The following is a 17,387-nucleotide window of genomic DNA, read 5'->3' as shown; positions in this document are numbered from 1 at the left end:
GGTCAGACCAGCGTCACGGTGATGTTCCCGCGGGTCGCCTTCGAGTACGGGCACACCTCGTGCGCCTTCTCGACGAGCGCCCGCGCGGCACCCGGCTCCACCTTGGGCAGGTCGGCCGAGATCTCGACGATGATCCCGAACCCGTCCCCGTTCTTCCCGAGGCCGACCTTGGCGGTGACGGTCGACCCGGTGAGGTCGGCGCCCGTCTCCCGGGCGACGACGCCGAGGGCTCCCTGGAAGCAGGCGCTGTACCCGGCGGCGAAGAGCTGCTCGGGGTTGGTGCCGGCGCCGCTGCCTCCCATGGCCTGCGGCGGGTTGACGACGACGTCGAGCCGGCCGTCATCGGTGGCCACGCGCCCGTCGCGCCCGTTCTCGGCGGTGGCGACGGCGGTGTACAGGACGTCGGACTGCTGGATCGGCATGCGGTTGTGTTCCTTCGGTCGTCCGCCGCGGCTCGCGCCCGGGCCGAGCGGATTCGGAAAAAACTTACCGCATACCGAAAACCAACAGAAGGCGTCAGAGCTTGACGATCATCTTCCCGGTGTTGTCGCCGCGCAGCACGCCCATGAACGCCTCGAGGTTGTTCTCGATGCCCTCGACGACGGTCTCGCGGTACTTCAGCTCACCGGAGGCGACCCAGGGGGCGACCTCGCGCACGAACTCGGGCTGAAGGTCGTAGTGGTCCCCGACCAGGAAGCCCTCGATACGGCCGCGGGTCGCGATCAGACGGGCGAGGTTGCGCGGGCCCGGGGCGGGCTCGGTGTTGTTGTAGACGGAGATCATGCCGCAGACGGCGATCCGGCCGCCCTGGTTGAGGGAGCCGATGGCGGCCTCCAGGTGGTCACCGCCGACGTTGTCGAAGTAGACGTCGATCCCGTCCGGGGCGGCGGCGCGGAGCTGCTCGCTCACGGGCCCGTCCTTGTAGTTGAAGGCGGCGTCGAAGCCGTACTCCTCGACGAGGAGCTTCACCTTCTCGTCGGACCCGGCGGAGCCGATGACCCGCGAGGCGCCCTTCAGCTTGGCGATCTGCCCGACCTGGCCGCCCACGGCACCGGCGGCGCCGGACACGAAGACGGTGTCGCCCTCCTTGAAGGAGGCAGTGCGCAGCAGGCCCGCGTAGGCGGTGAGGCCGGTCATGCCGAGCACACCGAGGTACGTCGACAGCGGCGCGGCGTCCGCGTCCACCTTCACGGCGTTCTTGGCGGCGACGACCGCGTACTCACGCCAGCCGAGGAAGTGCAGTACGTGGTCCCCGACGGCCAGCCCGTCGACGTTGGAGGCGACGACCTCGCCGACGGCACCGCCCTGCATGACCTTGCCCAGCTCGAACGGGGCGACGTAGGACTTCGCGTCACTCATCCGGCCACGCATGTACGGGTCCACGGAGAGGTACTTGTTCCGCACGAGGACCTGTCCCTCGCCGGGCTGCGGAATCTCCGCCTCGACGAAGGCGAAGTCCTCGGGCTTCGGCCAGCCGACGGGGCGGCTCGCCAGGTGCCACTCGCGGCTGACGGCGGGGAGGGTGGGGGTGTCGGTCATGATGCGCCTGTCCTCACTGGCTCGATGCGGATGTTTCAGTAACTGAAACAACCATGCGCCTGGAAATTTCATGTTGTCAAATAAACGGGTACCCTCGACGGCATGGTTTCCACCTCACCGACCCCGGACTCCCCCCATCCCGACGCACTGACCCTCGAGGTCGTCGAGCTCATCGGGGAGGTCGTGGCCCGGTTCCACGAGGACTACGAGGAGGCGGCGGCGGACCACTCCCTGACCGGGGCGCAGGCGCGGCTGCTGAGTCTGCTGTGCCTGGAGCCGCTGCCGATGCGGAGGCTCGCGCAGCGGCTGAAGTGCGAGCCGTCCAATGTCACGGGGATCGTGGACCGGCTGGAGGCGCGGGGGCTGGTGGAACGACAGCCGGACCCGGCCGACCGGAGGGTGAAGGTGGCGGCGGCGACGGGTGAGGGTCGGGCGGTGGCCCGGAGCCTGCGGGAGTCCCTGCGGTTCGCGCGGGAGCCGTTGGCGGGGCTTTCCGAGGGGGAGAGGGTGGCGTTGCGCGATGCGCTCAGGGGGATGCTGGGGGCTGCGTGACGGGCTGACCCGTATCGGTGCTCGGCGCTTCCGCTGAGGCCGGGGCGTTGCTGCGGGGCGGGTTTGCGGGGTACTCGGCGTCTGCGCCGGGGCCGGGCGGGTCCGCAGCCCGGCGTAGCGGGGTGCCGCTGCGCCCACCCGTGCCGCCCCTAGCGGCACGCATGCCCGCAGCTAGGCGGGATGGGGCGGCCCCCGTAGCGGCGGCCGGCGGCAGCTCAGCCGGGACGCGCCCGCACCCGCGTACGGCGAGAAGGGGACGTGTCGGGGGGTGTCCGCCCGCAGCGGTTGGCGCGTCAACGCCAGTCAATTGGTCTCTCACCCCATCGCGCCGTTCCGAGGACGGACACCCCCCGGCGCGGCCCCGACCCACCACCACCGCGTAGGCGACTACGCGCACCACCACAGGAAGCGGTTGCACGTTCTTGTCGGGGACGGTTCCGGGGTCGGCGTCGGGGTTGTCGGGGCCGCGGTGCGGGTCGGGGGCGGAGGGGGCGTCGTGGGGGCCGAGGTCGGGCGGTTCGGGGACGTTTCCGGCGAGGGGGGCCGGGTCGGCTCGGGGGGCTTCGACTTCTCGGGCTTCGGGGAGGTGGAAGCCGACGGTGAGTCAGATGTACCTGGGGAAGGGGATTTCGGCGCTTCCTCGGACCCGGCCTTGTCGCCCGCGGGGCGGATCGTCTCGCCGGCCTCCGCCGGGTCCCCCTCCGCTTCCGCCGGCTTCGACGTCGACTTGGGCGCGTCCATGCCCAGCTCGGCGAGGCTCAGCCCGCCCGCCGCCAGGATGAATCCCGCCGCGATGAACAGGGTCCGGCGCCGCCTCCGACGGTGCGCGGCCGCCTTCCGGTCCCGCCGGCTCGCCCCGCCCGGGCCGTCACCACGCCGCCGAGCGGCACGCCCCAACGGCTCTTCGTCGTCGTAGACGTCGCCGTCGCGGTCGGCATCGACCCCGCCCGAGTCGTCCTGATCGCCGTACTCACGCTCACGCCGGCGCAGCGCATCCGCCGAGGTGCCGCACCCCGGGCACGTCAGCGCGCCGTTGAGGTGCCGTCGGCACGGGTCGCAGTAGTCCATGTCGCGGGAAGGTTAAGTTCCGCACAGGTCACGTTCCTAGATCCAGCTGTGAAGGTTCTGCACGGACCCGCCTCTCCCCTGGTTTCGAAACTGTCGAAACCGTTATGCGCGCGACCCATTGACACTCCCACCACCCCGTCCTTACTGTCACGCCAGCATTTCGAACGTGTGCCGAAATTTCGAACACGTCGAACTGACAGAACTGAGCCGACGAAGCTGCGAGGGACAACCGCCGTGCGCATCACCGGAATCAGCACACACGTGGTCGGGACGCCGTGGCGCAACCTGACGTACGTCCAGGTGCACACCGACGAGGGGATCACCGGAGTCGGCGAGACCCGGATGCTGGGACACACCGACGCCCTTCTCGGTTATCTGAGGGAGGCCGAGGCCAACCACATTCTCGGCTCCGACCCGTTCGCTGTCGAGGACCTCGTCAAGCGCATGAAGTACGGCGACTACGGCCGCGCGGGCGAGATCGTGATGTCCGGTATCGCCGTGATCGAGATGGCGTGCTGGGACATCAAGGGCAAGGCCCTCGGCGTCCCCGTCTGGCAGTTGCTGGGCGGCAAGGTCACCGACAAGGTCAAGGCGTACGCCAACGGCTGGTACACCACGGAGCGGACCCCCGAGGCGTACCACAAGGCCGCCCAGGGCGTGATGGAGCGCGGCTACCGCGCCCTCAAGATCGACCCCTTCGGCACGGGCCACTTCGAGCTGGACCACCAGCAGAGCCTGTACGCCGTCTCCCTCATCGAGGCCGTCCGGGACGCCATCGGCCCCGAGGCCGAGCTGATGCTGGAGATGCACGGCCGCTTCTCCCCCGCCACGGCCGTACGCCTGGCCAAGGAGCTGGCCCCGTTCAACCCGGCGTGGCTGGAGGAGCCGGTCCCGCCGGAGAACCTCAAGGCGCTGGAGAAGGTCGCCGCCAAGGTCGACATGCCCGTCGCGACCGGTGAGCGCATCCACGACCGGATCGAGTTCCGCGAGCTGTTCGAGAGCCAGGCCGTGGACATCATCCAGCCGGACGTCGGCCATATCGGTGGAATCTGGGAGACCAGGAAGCTCGCGGCGACGGCCGAGACCCACTACATGCTGGTGGCCCCGCACAACGTCGGCGGCCCGGTGCTGACCGCCGCCTCCCTCCAGGTCGGCTTCACCTCCCCGAACTTCAAGATCCTGGAGCACTTCAACGACTTCGCGGACGCGGAGATCAAGAAGGTCGTCAAGGGCGCCCCGCAGGTGAACCCGGAGGACGGCTGCTTCCACCTCTCCGACGCCCCCGGTCTGGGTGTCGAGCTGGACGTGGACGCCGCCGCCGAGTTCCCGCAGCAGCAGGCCCGTTTCGACCTCTGGGCGGAGGGCTGGGAGCAGCGCAAGCCCAAGGGCAGCCAGTGAGCACCGAAGGGCTGCCCGCGAGCGCCGAAGGGCCGCCCGCGAGCGCCGAAGGGCCGCCCGCGAGCACCGCGGTCGTCATCGACGCCCCGGGCGCGCACCGCCTCGTCCCGCACGAGCCCCGGCGGCCCGAGGCCGGCGAGGCCCTGGTCCGGGTCCACGCCTCCGGCATCTGCGGCAGCGACCGCGAGGTCTACCAGGGCAACCGCCCCGAGGGCTACGTCCGCTACCCGCTCACCCCGGGCCACGAGTGGTCCGGGACGGTCGAGGCCGTGGGCGCGGGTGTCCCGGAGTCGCTCGTCGGCCGCAAGGTCGTAGGCGAGGGCTTCCGCAACTGCCAGGTGTGCGACCGCTGCCACGCGGGCGACACGACGCTGTGCACGGCCGGTTACGAGGAGACGGGCTTCACCCAGCCGGGCGCGATGGCGACGACGCTGACGCTCCCCGCCCGGCTGCTCCACACCCTCCCCGACGGCTGCGACCTGACCGCCGCGGCGCTCCTGGAGCCCGCCGCCTGTATCGCGGCCGCCGCGCTGAAGGCGAACGCTCGGCCGGGCGAGCGGGTCGCCGTGGTCGGCACGGGCACCCTCGGCATGTTCGCCGTGCAGTTCCTCAAGGCGAACTCGCCGGCGGAGCTGCTGGTCGTCGGCACCCGCCGGGACCGTGAGGCGCTGTCGCGGCAGTACGGCGCGACGGACTTCCTCACGAAGGACCAGGAACTCCCGGACGACATCGACGTGGTGATCGAGACGGCCGGCTCCGCGGACGCCGCCCGGATCTCCGCCGCCCTGCTCCGACGGGGCGGCCGGCTGGTCCTGACGGGCATTCCGGCGCCGGGCGCGGACGGTCTCGACCCGACCGATCTCGTCGTGAAGCAGCTGGAGGTGCACACCGTCTTCGGTGCTTCGCCGGACGCCTGGGCGCACACGGTGCGGGTGTTCGCCGCCGGTCTGCTCGATCCGCTGCCGCTGGTGACGCACGAGCTGCCGCTCGCCGAGTTCTCGCAGGCCATCGAGCTGGTGGGGGCCGGTGATCCGAAGGTGGGCAAGGTGTTGCTCCGCCCGTAGACGTACGCCGGTACGGGGGCAACCTGACGGCTCCCGTACCGGCGTACCCCACTGACCGCACCTTGCCGTACCCAGAGCCGCGAACCTCGTCCGAAATATCGAACCGAAGGACTTTCCTGTGACCGACGCTCCCGCCACGGCAGCCCGCAGGCCCGGTGAGCAGGCGCTCGCCGATCTCGGCCTGAAGGCCCCCGCCCTCGACCCCGCCGACGCCTCGCCGCACTCCTTCCCCGGCGGCGGCCGCTGGCGCACCGAGATCCCGTCCTGCGAGGGTCCCGAGGCGCTGGCGGTGGTGCTGAAGGAGGCCTCGCGGCTGGACGTGCCGATCCACCGGATCAGCCAGGGCAGCGGCGTCTGGATGCTGACCGACGCCGAGATCACCGAGATGGTCGAGTCGACGGCCGAACGCGACATCGAGCTCTGCCTGTTCACCGGCCCGCGCGGCACCTGGGACATCGGCGGCTCGACCCGGACCGACTCGCGAGGGGCGGGTCTCAGGGCCCGCGGCCACGACGCCGTCGCCGGTTGCGTCGAAGACGCCGTCCGGGCCACGGAGTTGGGCGTCACGTGCCTGCTCGTCGCCGACGAGGGCGTGCTGTGGACCCTGCACCGGGCGCGCGCGGCCGGCATCATCCCGGCCGACACGACCCTCAAGGTGAGCGCGCTCATCGGGCCCGTCAACCCGGCGGCGTACGCGGTGTACGAGAGACTCGGCGCCGACTCGGTCAACGTGCCCAGTGACCTGACGCTCGATCACCTCACCGAGATCCGCCGGGTGTCGGGCGCTCCCATGGACATGTACATCGAGGCCCCCGACGACCTCGGCGGCTACGTGCGGATGTACGAGGTCGCCGAACTCATCCGGCGCGGCGCCCCGTTGTACCTGAAGTTCGGCCTGTCGAAGGCGCCCGGGATCTACCCCTACGGGCACCACATGCGGGAGTTGACGCTGGCCACCGCCAAGGAACGCGTGCGGCGCGGCCGGCTCGCCCTGGACCTCCTCGCGCGCCACGGGGCGGACGGCGACATGGCCCCGCTGGGCTCCCGACTGCCGGGCGCTCTGCAACGGTTCGAAATCTCGGCATAACGTTCCGGAAACTCGGCTTCACAAAAGAAGACACAGCCGACCACAATCCGACACATCTCTTCTCGGTCTTTCCGGCACGACCACCCGGAGCGACTTCGCGCCTCCCAGACCGAGCCCTGCACACAGATCAAGGATGATCAATATGCGTAACCGCAGAGCCGCTCTCGCCGCCATAGCCGGAGCCGCGTCCCTCGCCCTGACCCTGTCCGCCTGCGGCCAGAACAGCGAGGGCGGCAGCAACGAGAGCGACGGGGACGCCAAGGGAGGCACCATCGGCATCGCGATGCCGACCAAGTCCTCCGAGCGCTGGATCGCCGACGGCAACAACGTCGTCAAGGAGCTGGAGGCCAAGGGCTACAAGACCAAGCTGGTCTACGGCGAGGACGACCCGGACCAGCAGGTCTCCCAGGTCGAGAACCTGATCACGCAGGGCGTCAAGGCGCTGATCGTCGCCGCCATCGACAACAAGTCGATGAACAACGTGCTCCAGCAGGCCAAGGACGCCAACATCCCGGTCATCTCCTACGACCGCCTGATCCTCGGCACGCAGAACGTCGACTACTACGCCTCGTTCGACAACGAGAAGGTCGGCGAGCTCCAGGGCACCTACATCGTCGAGAAGCTCGGCCTGAAGGACGGCTCCAAGAAGGGCCCCTTCAACATCGAGCTGTTCGCCGGCTCCAACGACGACAACAACACCCGCTACTTCTTCGGCGGCGCGATGAAGGTCCTGCAGCCCTACATCGACAAGAAGCAGCTCGTCGTCCGCTCCAAGCAGACCAAGCTCAACCAGGTCACCACCCTGCGCTGGGACGGCGGCACCGCCCAGAAGCGCATGGACGACATCCTGACCTCGGCCTACAAGAGCGAGCGCGTCGACGCGGTCCTCTCCCCCTACGACGGCATCTCCATCGGCATCCTGTCGGCGCTGAAGTCCGACGACTACGGCTCCAAGGCCAAGCCGCTGCCGGTCGTCACCGGCCAGGACGCCGAGGTCGCCTCGGTGAAGTCGATCATCGCCGGCCAGCAGTCGATGAGCGTCTTCAAGGACCTCCGACGGCTCGCCAAGGTGTCCTCGAACATGGTCGACGCGCTGCTGAACGACAAGAAGCCCGAGATCAACGACGACAAGACCTACGACAACGGCTCGAAGGTCGTCCCCGCCTACCTGCTGGAGCCGGTCGCCGTCGACAAGAGCAACTACCAGAAGGAGCTCATCGACTCCGGCTACCTCAAGGAGAGCGACGTCAAGTAGTCCCCGCCACCGACCGACGATTCACCACTGACTGGAAGGCACGACCATGGCGGGACCCGTCCTGGACATGCGCTCGATCGTCAAGACCTTTCCCGGCGTCAAGGCGCTCTCGGACGTCACGCTGACCGTCCGGCAGGGCGAGGTCCACGCCATCTGCGGGGAGAACGGCGCCGGCAAGTCGACCCTGATGAAGGTCCTCTCCGGCGTCCACCCGCACGGCACCTACGAGGGCGACATCCTCTTCGAGGGAGAGGTCTGCCAGTTCAAGGACATCCGGGCCAGCGAAGAACGCGGCATCGTGATCATCCACCAGGAACTGGCCCTGGTGCCCTACCTCTCCCTCGCGGAGAACATCTTCCTCGGCAACGAGCACGCCACCCGCGGGATCATCAGCTGGACCGAGACCCTGCGGCACGGCACCGAACTGCTGCGCCGGGTCGGTCTCTCCGACCACCCGGACACCCGCGTCGCCGACATCGGCGTGGGCAAGCAGCAGCTCGTGGAGATCGCGAAGGCCCTGTCGAAGAAGGTCAAGCTGCTCATCCTGGATGAGCCGACCGCCGCGCTGAACGACGAGGACAGCGGCAAACTCCTCGATCTCATCCTGGAGTTGAAGAAGCAGGGCATCACCTCGATCATCATCTCCCACAAGCTCAACGAGATCCGCAAGGTCGCCGACTCGGTGACGATCATCCGCGACGGCCAGAGCATCGAGACCCTCGATGTGAAGGCCGCGGAGACCACCGAGGACCGGATCATCAGCGGCATGGTCGGCCGCGACCTGGAGCACCGCTTCCCGGAGCGGTCGCCGCACGAGCCCGAGGAGGGTGTGGCGCCCGCCCTGGAGATCCGCGGCTGGACCGTGCACCACCCGATCGACCAGCAGCGCAAGGTCGTCGACGATGTGTCGCTCCAGGTGCGGCGCGGGGAGATCGTCGGCATCGCGGGCCTCATGGGAGCCGGCCGCACCGAACTGGCGATGAGCGTCTTCGGGCGGACGTACGGCCGGTACGCGGGCGGCACGGTCCTCAAGGACGGCACCGAGATCCGTACGAAGTCCGTCCCCGAGGCGGTCAAGCACGGCATCGCGTATGTCACCGAGGACCGCAAGCACTACGGCCTCAACCTCATCGACACCATCAACCGGAACATCTCGTTGTCCGCCCTGGGCAAGGTCGCCAAGCGCGGTGTGGTCGACGAGCACGAGGAGCGGCACGTCGCCGAGGGCTTCCGCAAGTCGATGAACATCAAGGCGCCGACCGTCTTCGAGCCGGTGGGCAAGCTGTCCGGCGGCAACCAGCAGAAGGTCGTCCTCAGCAAGTGGATCTTCTCGGGTCCGGACGTGCTGATCCTGGACGAGCCGACCCGGGGGATCGACGTCGGCGCCAAGTACGAGATCTACACGGTCATCGACCAGCTGGCCGCCCAGGGCAAGGCGGTCGTCTTCATCTCCTCCGAGCTGCCCGAACTGCTCGGCATGTGCGACCGCATCTACACGATGGCCGCGGGGCGGCTGACCGGTGAGTTCTCGAAGGCCGAGGCCTCCCAGGAATCGCTGATGCGGCAGATGACGAAGGACAAAGAGGTATCCCGATGAGCACGGACGTGACCGCCAAGACGCCGGCCCCGGCGCCGACCGGCAAGGGAGGGGAGGCCACGGGGGGCGGACTGCTGCAGCTGATGCTGGACGGCATGCGCCGCAACATGCGGCAGTACGGCATGCTGTTCGCCCTCGGTCTGATCGTGGTCCTGTTCGCCGTGTGGACCGACGGCGACCTGCTGCTGCCGCGCAACGTCTCCAACCTGGTGCTGCAGAACAGCTACATCCTGATCCTCGCGATCGGCATGATGCTGGTCATCATCGCGGGCCACATCGACCTCTCGGTCGGCTCGCTGACGGCGTTCGTCGGCTCGATGGCCGCCGTGTTCATGGTCAAGCACGACATACCGTGGCTGCTCGCCGTGGTGCTGTGCCTGGCCGTGGGCGCCATCGCGGGCGCCGTCCAGGGGTTCTTCATCGCGTACGGCGGCATACCGTCGTTCATCGTGACCCTGGCGGGCATGCTGATCTTCCGCGGTCTGACCGAGATCTTCCTGGAGGGCCAGACGCTCGGCCCGTTCCCGGAGGGCCTGCAGAAGGTCGCCAACGGGTTCCTGCCCGAGGTCGGCCCGCAGACCAACTACCACAACCTGACGCTGCTGCTGGGCTTCGCGATGATCGCCTTCGTGGTCTTCCAGGAGGTCCGTGACCGCAGGCGGCAGCAGGAGTTCTCCCTGGACGTCCCGCCCTTCAAGCTGTTCCTGCTGAAGCTGGTCGCGCTCGGCGCCGCCATCCTCACGCTGACGATGCTGCTGGCCAGCTACAAGGGCGCCCCGATCGTGCTGCTCATCCTCGGTGTGCTGCTCGTCGGTTTCGGCTACGTGATGCGCAACGCGATCGTCGGCCGCCACATCTACGCCATCGGCGGCAATCTGCCCGCGGCCAAGCTGTCGGGTGTGAAGGACAAGAAGGTCACCTTCCTGGTCTTCCTGAACATGGGCATGCTCGCGGCCCTGGCGGGTCTGGTCTTCGCCGCCCGCTTCAACGCGGCCTCTCCCAAGGCCGGCCTCAACTTCGAACTGGAGGCGATCGCGGCCTCGTTCATCGGCGGTGCGTCGATGAGCGGCGGTGTCGGCACCGTGCTCGGCGCGATCATCGGCGGCCTGGTCCTGGGCGTGCTGAACAACGGTATGAACCTCGTCGGCATCGGCACCGACTGGCAGCAGGTCATCAAGGGCCTGGTCCTGCTGGCGGCGGTCGGGTTCGACGTGTGGAACAAGCGCAAGGTCGGTTCGTAAGTCAGATCGGGGCCCCGCCGGGAAGGCGGGGCCCTCTCCTTATACGGGAGCCGCACGCATGGAACTGAACAGACGCACGGTCATCGCCGGAGCAGCGGCGGCGGGCATGGCCGCCACCACCCTCGGCGGCACGGCGCACGCCACGGGAGGCAGGAAGCCGGTGAAGACGCTCTTCGGCAAGCTCGCCGACGGCACCAAGATCTACAGCTGGGCCCTGGAGAACGGCGGCACCCGCCTGAAGGTCCTCTCCTACGGCGGCATCGTCCAGTCCCTGGAGATCCCCGACCGCCGCGGCCGCTACGCCAACGTCTCCGCGGGCTTCGACAACGTCGAGGACTACGTCGCCAAGAGCCCCTACTTCGGCGCCCTGATCGGCCGCTACGGCAACCGCATCGGCAAGGGCAAGTTCACCCTCGACGGCAAGGACTACCAGCTCTCCGTCAACGACGGCGAGCAGAGCCTGCACGGCGGGGCCAAGGGCTTCGACAAGCGCGTATGGGACATCGAGCCGTTCACCAAGGGCTCCGACGTCGGTCTGCACCTGTACTACACGAGCGTCGACGGCGAGATGGGCTACCCCGGCACGCTCAAGACGAAGGTGACGTACACGCTCACCCGGCACGGCGACTGGCGCGTCGACTACGAGGCCACCACCGACAAGGCCACCGTCGTCAACCTCACCAGCCACGTCTACTGGAACCTCGCCGGCGAGGGCAGCGGCACGATCGAGGACCACGAGCTCCAGATCGCCGCCTCCCGCTACACGCCCACCGACGCGGGCCTGATCCCCACGGGCGAGCTGGCCAAGGTCGCGGGCACGCCCTTCGACTTCGGCCGTGCCAAGCCGATCGGCCGGGACATACGTGTCGCGCACCCCCAGCTGGTGACCGCCAAGGGCTTCGACCACAACTGGGTCCTCGACAAGGGCCGCACCGCCCGGCCCGAGCATGTCGCGACCCTGCGCGACCCGGCCTCCGGCCGCACCCTGAGGATCGCCACGAACGAGCCGGGCCTGCAGTTCTACTCCGGCAACTTCCTCGACGGCACGCTGACCGGCCCGTCCGGCCGCACCTACCGGCAGGGCGACGCGCTCTGCCTGGAGACGCAGCACTTCCCGGACTCGCCGAACAAGCCGAAGTTCCCCTCCACGGTGCTGCGGCCCGGGCAGACGTACCGGACGACGACGATCCACTCGTTCGACTGCTGACACCTGTGGCGCCACTGACAAGCCTTCACAGGTAGGACACAAGTTCTGACCGTATTCCCAACGGTTGAACAGTGTCACCACAGTCTCCGTATGTAAGGGCGGCCCGCGCTCCCCCGCGCGGGCCGCCCTTAAACGTCGGGTCCGGCCGTCCCCAACGGACCCGCCTCATACGGAGGTTCCATGGCCGACAACGTCACGTCGCTGTTCCGCAGCACCGCGGCTCACAGCCCGTCGATGGCGGCGTTGACACGTGAGGGCGGCGAAGGCGCCGGGCCGGTGGACTTCTGTATCCCCTGCAACCCGTACTTCCCGACCCCGGCCATGTTCGACGACATGGGGGCCAGACTCCGCGACATCATCACGTACTACCCGAGCGGCGCCGACACCATCACGGCCGAACTGTGCAGCCTGCTCCAGCTGCCGCCGCAGTGCGTGGCCATGGGCAACGGCTCCACCGAGCTCATCACCTGGATCGACCACCTCCTCGTCCGCGAGTCCCTCGCCATCCCCGTCCCCACCTTCGGCCGCTGGACCGACCAGCCCATGGAGACCGGCAAGCGGGTCGACATGTTCCCGCTCCAGGAGTCCAGCGGCTTCGCCCTCGACCTCGCGCAGTACGCCGAGTTCATCCGCGCCCGGGGCACGCGGGTCGCCGTCATCTGCAACCCCAACAACCCCGACGGCGGCTTCCTCCACAAGCACGCCATCGTGCAGTTCATGGACGCCATGGCCGACCTCGACCTGGTCGTCATCGACGAGTCGTTCCTGGAGTTCGCGGACGCCGAGGCCGAGCCGTCCGTCGTCCAGGAGGCCATGCTGCGGCCCAACGTCATCGTGCTGCGCAGCCTCGGCAAGAACTTCGGCCTGCACGGCATCCGCTTCGGCTACCTCGTCGCCAACCCGTCGCTCGCGGGCCGCGTCCGCTCGATGCTGCCGAAGTGGAACCTCAACTCCTTCGCCGAGCACGTCGTCTTCATGCTCAAGGAGCACGGCGCCGAGTACGCGCAGAGCCTCCAGCAGGTGCGCCGCGACCGGCTCGACATGGCCAGCCAGCTCTCCTCCCTGCCCGGGCTGACGGTCTACCCCTCGCAGGGCAACTTCCTCTTCGTGCGCCTCCCCGTGGGCGCCGAGGGCACCGTGGTCCGGGACAGGATGCTCACCGAGCACCGGATCCTGGTCCGCGAGTGCGGCAACAAGATCGGTTCGTCCAGCCGCTTCCTGCGTCTCGTCGTGCGCCCCCAGGTGGACGTGCGTCGCCTGGTGTCCGGCCTGGAACAGGTGCTCTACGGGACGTCCAGGAGGGGAGCCGCCGTACCGGAGCTGAGCAACGGGACCAGCTACAGCTCCGGTACGGCGGCCGTGGACCGCCTGGTGAGTGAGACCAACGGGTCGGGCATGCGCGGGCTCGCCGCTCAGGCCACCGGTTTCGGTGGTCCGGGGCCCGCCGCACCCCCTGCCGCCGTCGGCACCGGCATGCCGCTCCCCGCCACCGCGTCCGCCGCCCCGGCGGGCCCGGGCGGAGGGATGCCGATGCCGGCGGCGGCACAGATGGGCCAGATGGGCCAGATGCCGCAGATGGGCCAGATGGGTCAGCAGCAGATGCCGCAGGCCGTGCCGCAGCCGGTACCCCAACCCGCTCCACAGCCCATGGCCGCACCGCTCCAGCAGCCGCTGGCCCCCGTGGCCCAGGCCCCTGCTCCGGCCCCCGTCCCCACCCCTGCCCCTGCTCCGGCCCCGGCTCCCATGCCGACACCGGCACCCGCACCGGCCGCCGCCGGCCCCACCCCGCCGGGCGTTCCCGCCCGGGGCGGACTGACCGCCGCGCAGGTCAGGGGCACGAACGGCCTCTCTCCCGCCCCGGCCACGGGCTGGCCGGGCACCCAGGCCTGGCCCAACGCGGCGGGCATGGGGGCGGCGGGCTAGGACCGTCTCGCCGCCCTACGGGGCGCCCGGCAGATCGACCTCGGCGCGAACCGTCTTGCCGGGGTCGCGCCGCAGCACTTCCCACCGGTCGGCGAGCGCGTCCACGAGGAGGAGACCCCGGCCGTGCTCGTCGAGAGGGCCCGGGGGAGGCACCTCTCGCGGCCCGGGCGGGCAGGAACCCGCACACGCGTCACTGACCTCGATCCGCACGCCACCCGTGACGAGACCGAGCCGCAACTCGAAGTCCCTCCCCGGCACACGCCCGTGTATCACGGCGTTGGCGGCCAGCTCGGCGACGATCAGAACGACGGTCTCGGAGGCGTCGGTGCCGTGCGGGATGCCCCAGCCGTCCAACTGGTGAGCGGCCAGACGCCGGGCGAGTCGCGCACCGCGCGGGGTGGCACTGAAGCGCTGACTGAACACACGTACGGTGACCGGGGGTTGGGGCGTCGCGGGGGTGGTCCTTGCTGTCATGCGCCCAATGTGGCGACTGAGGGCCGGAGTTCTCCAGGTCGACGCCGCGTACGCTGCGGCAGCGTACGCGGTGACGGACTGGACAGTACCGATCACGCCCCGTAACCATGCTCCGGGAGGTGACCGACAGTGGTCGATGGCGCGATGGGGACGGGCAGCGAGCCGGAGTCGTCGGACAGTCTGCGGACGTTCGGGGCGGTGGTCCAGGGCTTGCGCGAGCACGCGGGGTTGAGCAGGGAGGAGTTCGGAGAGCTGGTGAGGTTCTCCAAACACACGGTGGCTTCGGTGGAGCTGGGGAGGCGGATGCCGGATCCGGAATTCGTGACCAGGGCGGAGGAGGTGTTCGGCAGGACGGGGGCGTTACGGAAGGCGGCGGGGTGCCTGGAGAGGCAGCCGGGGTTGGCGGCTTGGTTTCGGCGGTGGGCTCAGTTGGAGGCCACGGCTATCACGCTGTACACGTACGAGTGCCGGTTGGTGCCGGGCCTGCTGCAGACCGAGGCATACGCCCGGACGCTCTTCACGAACCAGCTCCCTCCGCTGAGCGACGAACAGATCGAGGCACAGTGGGTGGCGCGGGCGGAGCGGCAACGCCTGCTGCGGGAACGGCCGAACACGGCATTTGGCTTCATCCTGGAGGAGCACCTCTTCCGGCGTCGCACTGGCGGAGTGGAGGTCACGCGTGAACTCATCGACCACGTTCTGGAGATCGGCGAACTACGCAACGTGGAGATCCAGATCATGCCAACGGAGCAGGACACACACGCGGGTCTGGACGGGCCCATGCAGTTGCTGGAGACCCCGGAGAACAAGTGGTTCGCATACTGCGAAGGGCAGGAAAGCGGGCAGTTCATCGCTGACCGAAAGGTGGTCAGCATGCTCCAGATGCGGTATGCCAGGATGCGCTCACAGGCTCTCACTCTCAAGGACTCCACGAGCCTGTTGCAGCGGATGCGAGGGGACCTATGAGCACCAGCGAACTGGCCTGGTTCAAGAGCAGCTACAGCAGCGGGGGCTCCGGCGACTGCGTAGAAGTCGCTCTCACCTGGCACAAGTCGAGCCACAGCAGCAGCGGCGACGGCGACGGCGACTGCCTCGAGATAGCGACCCGCCCCGAGGCCATCCACATCCGCGACTCCAAGAACAAGCAGGGCCCCCAGCTCACTCTCTCCCCCACCACTTGGACGGCCTTCCTCACTCACGCCGCCAAGTAACAACTGTCGGGGCCGCCCGCTTCTTTGCAGTGTCGTGCTTCCACGGCCTGCATCAAGGGCGCTTCGCGTCGCCTTCGGCGATGACCCTTCGGGTCACCCTTGACCCAGCCCGCTCCAGCACGGGAGAGAAGCGAGCGAGCGGCCCGAAAAGGCGGGTGGCCAGGGCAGTCGGGCCCTACGGCTGACTCCATGGCCGCTCGGCGATGCGGGGCGCGTCAGCGGAGTGGCGGCACGCCGGGTTGCTAAGCGACCGCAGGCGGGTGGGCCATGCCCTTCGGGCGACTCACCCGGCGTAGGCGGTGAGGGACGACAAGCGGACGCCGGCGCACCCGACCACCCCGCCCACGGCCCAGTTCGCGAGGGCGCCACCGCCGATTGGAGCGTTTGGGCCTGCCCGCTACCTCCCAAGGGGCATCCAACCTGGGCATCTCCCCCTCACGGACTGCCCGAATGCTCCGATCGCCGCACCAAGCCGCACCAAGCCGCCCCCAGCGGCCGGACCGCCCGACATTCGGCAACGGGATCCCGGCCGGGGCGCCCCACCTGCCGGTAGCCGCTAAACCCGCCCGGCGTGCCGCCGCTCCGCTGACGCGCCCCGCGTCGCCGATGGCCATGGAGTCGGCCTGAGGGGCCGACGCCCCTGGCCACCCGTTGCTCCCTGGCCGCTCGCTCGCTTCTCTCCCGTGCTGGAACGGGCTGGGTCAAGGGTGACCCGAAGGGTCATCGCCGAAGGCGACGCGTAGCGCCCTTGATGCAGGCCGTGGAAGCACGACACTGCAAGGAAGCGGGCGGCCTCGACAGCACCACACAACTCCGGTGTCTCACAACACACTTGACGCCTCGTCATTTTACCGAACACACAGCTCTCCAACAGCAAGCCTCCTTACGGTGCCGTGTCCATGACAGACACGCAGAAGGACCCCACACCCAACCCCGTAGGCCGCCGGACCGTACTGCTGGCAGGAGGTGCCACCGCAGCTGCCCTGGCCGTAGGCGCAGCTGCACAGCACACCCCGACCACCGCCACCACCCCGAGCACAGAACCCGTCGCCGCCGCAGCCGTCTGCACGCTCACCAAGCAGATGACCGAAGGCCCGTACTACCTCGACGGACAGTATGTCCGCTCGGACATCAGCGAGGACAAGACGGGCATCCCCCTGAACCTGACCCTCACCGTCGTGGACGACGACACCTGCGTCCCGCTCAAGAACGCCCTGGTCGAGATCTGGCACTCGGACGCCCTCGGCGAGTACTCCGGCTTCGTGGGCAACAACGGCCACGACGAGCCGGACAACGGCACGTTCCTGCGGGGCGGCGTCCTCACCGACTCCAGCGGCGTCGCGAAGATCACCTCGGTCTACCCGGGCTGGTACCGAGGCCGCTGCGTCCACATCCACATCAAGGTCCACACGGACGTCACCCTGACCCCCGACGGCTCCTTCACCGGCGGCGAGGAACTCCACACCGGCCAGCTCTTCTTCAGCGAGACCATCACCACCAGGGTCGCGGCCCTCGCCCAGTACGCGGTCAACACGGTCCCCCGCACCACCCTGGCCCAGGACTCCATCTACGACGAAGGCGGCGCGGCCTCGGGCCTCCTCACCCTCACCCCCCTCGGCAGCACGACCTCCGCCGGTTACGCCGGCACGCTGACACTGGGCGTGGAACAGGGCTGACGCCCGACGCCCGACACCCGACGCACGGCTCCGGGCCGAAGAGGTCGACAGTCCGTAGTCTCCTTAGTCTCCTTCTGCCGGTCCGGGGCCTCTCG

General features: G+C 69.1%; 16 protein-coding genes. 12 read left to right on the top strand and 4 right to left on the bottom strand.

What is annotated here, in order from left to right:
- Positions 1-2: 2 nt before the first annotated feature.
- Both NNW99_RS26680 and NNW99_RS26675 read right to left on the bottom strand, forming a co-directional pair.
- The gene (locus NNW99_RS26680) at positions 3-422 is read right to left on the bottom strand and encodes an organic hydroperoxide resistance protein (RefSeq protein WP_215121671.1); all 420 of its coding nucleotides are present in this window, start codon (positions 420-422) and stop codon (positions 3-5) included.
- Between the two features lie 94 nt (positions 423-516).
- Complete coding sequence (locus tag NNW99_RS26675; protein WP_215121670.1) at positions 517-1,539, bottom strand: NADP-dependent oxidoreductase; 1,023 nt, start codon at positions 1,537-1,539, stop codon at positions 517-519.
- Positions 1,540-1,641: 102 nt separating this feature from the next.
- On the opposite strand from NNW99_RS26675, the gene NNW99_RS26670 reads away from it, so the two are divergent.
- Positions 1,642-2,091, top strand: coding sequence for a MarR family winged helix-turn-helix transcriptional regulator (locus tag NNW99_RS26670; protein WP_215121669.1), 450 nt, complete (start codon positions 1,642-1,644; stop codon positions 2,089-2,091).
- Positions 2,092-2,478: 387 nt separating this feature from the next.
- On the opposite strand, the gene NNW99_RS26665 is transcribed toward NNW99_RS26670, so the two are convergent.
- Positions 2,479-3,159 carry a hypothetical protein gene (locus NNW99_RS26665; protein ID WP_215121667.1) on the bottom strand — a complete coding sequence of 227 codons (681 nt, stop codon included), beginning with the start codon at positions 3,157-3,159 and terminating at the stop codon, positions 2,479-2,481.
- 234 nt (positions 3,160-3,393) lie between these two features.
- Here NNW99_RS26665 and NNW99_RS26660 point away from each other — a divergent pair, with 234 nt between their 5' ends.
- The 8 genes from NNW99_RS26660 to NNW99_RS26625 all read left to right on the top strand — a co-directional run bounded on the left by NNW99_RS26660 (position 3,394) and on the right by NNW99_RS26625 (position 13,931).
- A complete protein-coding gene (locus NNW99_RS26660) occupies positions 3,394-4,557 on the top strand; it encodes a mandelate racemase/muconate lactonizing enzyme family protein (protein WP_215121666.1) in 1,164 nt (387 codons plus the stop codon).
- Between the two features lie 11 nt (positions 4,558-4,568).
- The gene (locus NNW99_RS26655; protein WP_215124471.1) at positions 4,569-5,621 is read left to right on the top strand and encodes a zinc-binding dehydrogenase; all 1,053 of its coding nucleotides are present in this window, start codon (positions 4,569-4,571) and stop codon (positions 5,619-5,621) included.
- Positions 5,622-5,739: 118 nt separating this feature from the next.
- Positions 5,740-6,708 (top strand): hypothetical protein, encoded by a 969-nt coding sequence (locus NNW99_RS26650; RefSeq protein ID WP_215121664.1) that lies wholly within the window; start codon positions 5,740-5,742, stop codon positions 6,706-6,708.
- Between the two features lie 142 nt (positions 6,709-6,850).
- Positions 6,851-7,963 (top strand): multiple monosaccharide ABC transporter substrate-binding protein, encoded by a 1,113-nt coding sequence (gene chvE, locus NNW99_RS26645; protein ID WP_370869162.1) that lies wholly within the window; start codon positions 6,851-6,853, stop codon positions 7,961-7,963.
- Between the two features lie 46 nt (positions 7,964-8,009).
- On the top strand, positions 8,010-9,560 hold the full coding sequence (gene mmsA / locus NNW99_RS26640) for a multiple monosaccharide ABC transporter ATP-binding protein (protein WP_215121661.1): 1,551 nt from the start codon (positions 8,010-8,012) through the stop codon (positions 9,558-9,560).
- Positions 9,557-10,801 (top strand): multiple monosaccharide ABC transporter permease, encoded by a 1,245-nt coding sequence (mmsB, locus tag NNW99_RS26635; RefSeq protein ID WP_215121660.1) that lies wholly within the window; start codon positions 9,557-9,559, stop codon positions 10,799-10,801. The genes mmsA and mmsB overlap by 4 nt, the downstream gene beginning before the upstream one ends.
- A gap of 58 nt (positions 10,802-10,859) precedes the next feature.
- Complete coding sequence (locus NNW99_RS26630; protein ID WP_215121659.1) at positions 10,860-12,008, top strand: aldose epimerase family protein; 1,149 nt, start codon at positions 10,860-10,862, stop codon at positions 12,006-12,008.
- 180 nt (positions 12,009-12,188) lie between these two features.
- Positions 12,189-13,931 (top strand): histidinol-phosphate transaminase, encoded by a 1,743-nt coding sequence (locus NNW99_RS26625; RefSeq protein ID WP_215121658.1) that lies wholly within the window; start codon positions 12,189-12,191, stop codon positions 13,929-13,931.
- A 15-nt stretch (positions 13,932-13,946) separates the two neighbouring features.
- Here NNW99_RS26625 and NNW99_RS26620 read toward each other — a convergent pair whose 3' ends face one another.
- The gene (locus NNW99_RS26620; protein ID WP_215121657.1) at positions 13,947-14,405 is read right to left on the bottom strand and encodes an ATP-binding protein; all 459 of its coding nucleotides are present in this window, start codon (positions 14,403-14,405) and stop codon (positions 13,947-13,949) included.
- A gap of 144 nt (positions 14,406-14,549) precedes the next feature.
- Here NNW99_RS26620 and NNW99_RS26615 point away from each other — a divergent pair, with 144 nt between their 5' ends.
- From NNW99_RS26615 to NNW99_RS26605, 3 genes are all read left to right on the top strand, one after another.
- Positions 14,550-15,371, top strand: coding sequence for a Scr1 family TA system antitoxin-like transcriptional regulator (locus NNW99_RS26615; protein ID WP_370869210.1), 822 nt, complete (start codon positions 14,550-14,552; stop codon positions 15,369-15,371).
- Complete coding sequence (locus NNW99_RS26610) at positions 15,368-15,616, top strand: DUF397 domain-containing protein (RefSeq protein ID WP_215121654.1); 249 nt, start codon at positions 15,368-15,370, stop codon at positions 15,614-15,616. The genes NNW99_RS26615 and NNW99_RS26610 overlap by 4 nt, the downstream gene beginning before the upstream one ends.
- Before the next feature lie 899 nt (positions 15,617-16,515).
- Positions 16,516-17,292, top strand: coding sequence for an intradiol ring-cleavage dioxygenase (locus NNW99_RS26605; RefSeq protein ID WP_215121653.1), 777 nt, complete (start codon positions 16,516-16,518; stop codon positions 17,290-17,292).
- Positions 17,293-17,387: the final 95 nt, after the last annotated feature.

It is taken from the genome of Streptomyces sp. CRCS-T-1 (assembly GCF_024442335.1).
Lineage (GTDB): Bacteria > Actinomycetota > Actinomycetes > Streptomycetales > Streptomycetaceae > Streptomyces > Streptomyces koelreuteriae.
Note: the sequence above shows the minus strand (reverse complement) of the source record. Positions and strands in the feature narration are given on the sequence as shown.

What these genes read in the sequence shown, in the direction of transcription:
- NNW99_RS26670 (WP_215121669.1), top strand. Translation starts at nt 1,642, where the DNA reads ATGGTTTCCACCTCACCGACCCCGGACTCCCCCCATCCCGACGCACTG.
- chvE (WP_370869162.1), top strand. Translation starts at nt 6,851, where the DNA reads ATGCGTAACCGCAGAGCCGCTCTCGCCGCCATAGCCGGAGCCGCGTCC.
- NNW99_RS26675 (WP_215121670.1), bottom strand. Translation starts at nt 1,539, where the DNA reads ATGACCGACACCCCCACCCTCCCCGCCGTCAGCCGCGAGTGGCACCTG.
- NNW99_RS26610 (WP_215121654.1), top strand. Translation starts at nt 15,368, where the DNA reads ATGAGCACCAGCGAACTGGCCTGGTTCAAGAGCAGCTACAGCAGCGGG.
- NNW99_RS26625 (WP_215121658.1), top strand. Translation starts at nt 12,189, where the DNA reads ATGGCCGACAACGTCACGTCGCTGTTCCGCAGCACCGCGGCTCACAGC.
- mmsB (WP_215121660.1), top strand. Translation starts at nt 9,557, where the DNA reads ATGAGCACGGACGTGACCGCCAAGACGCCGGCCCCGGCGCCGACCGGC.
- NNW99_RS26605 (WP_215121653.1), top strand. Translation starts at nt 16,516, where the DNA reads ATGACAGACACGCAGAAGGACCCCACACCCAACCCCGTAGGCCGCCGG.
- NNW99_RS26620 (WP_215121657.1), bottom strand. Translation starts at nt 14,405, where the DNA reads ATGACAGCAAGGACCACCCCCGCGACGCCCCAACCCCCGGTCACCGTA.
- NNW99_RS26665 (WP_215121667.1), bottom strand. Translation starts at nt 3,159, where the DNA reads ATGGACTACTGCGACCCGTGCCGACGGCACCTCAACGGCGCGCTGACG.
- NNW99_RS26630 (WP_215121659.1), top strand. Translation starts at nt 10,860, where the DNA reads ATGGAACTGAACAGACGCACGGTCATCGCCGGAGCAGCGGCGGCGGGC.
- NNW99_RS26680 (WP_215121671.1), bottom strand. Translation starts at nt 422, where the DNA reads ATGCCGATCCAGCAGTCCGACGTCCTGTACACCGCCGTCGCCACCGCC.
- mmsA (WP_215121661.1), top strand. Translation starts at nt 8,010, where the DNA reads ATGGCGGGACCCGTCCTGGACATGCGCTCGATCGTCAAGACCTTTCCC.
- NNW99_RS26615 (WP_370869210.1), top strand. Translation starts at nt 14,550, where the DNA reads ATGGGGACGGGCAGCGAGCCGGAGTCGTCGGACAGTCTGCGGACGTTC.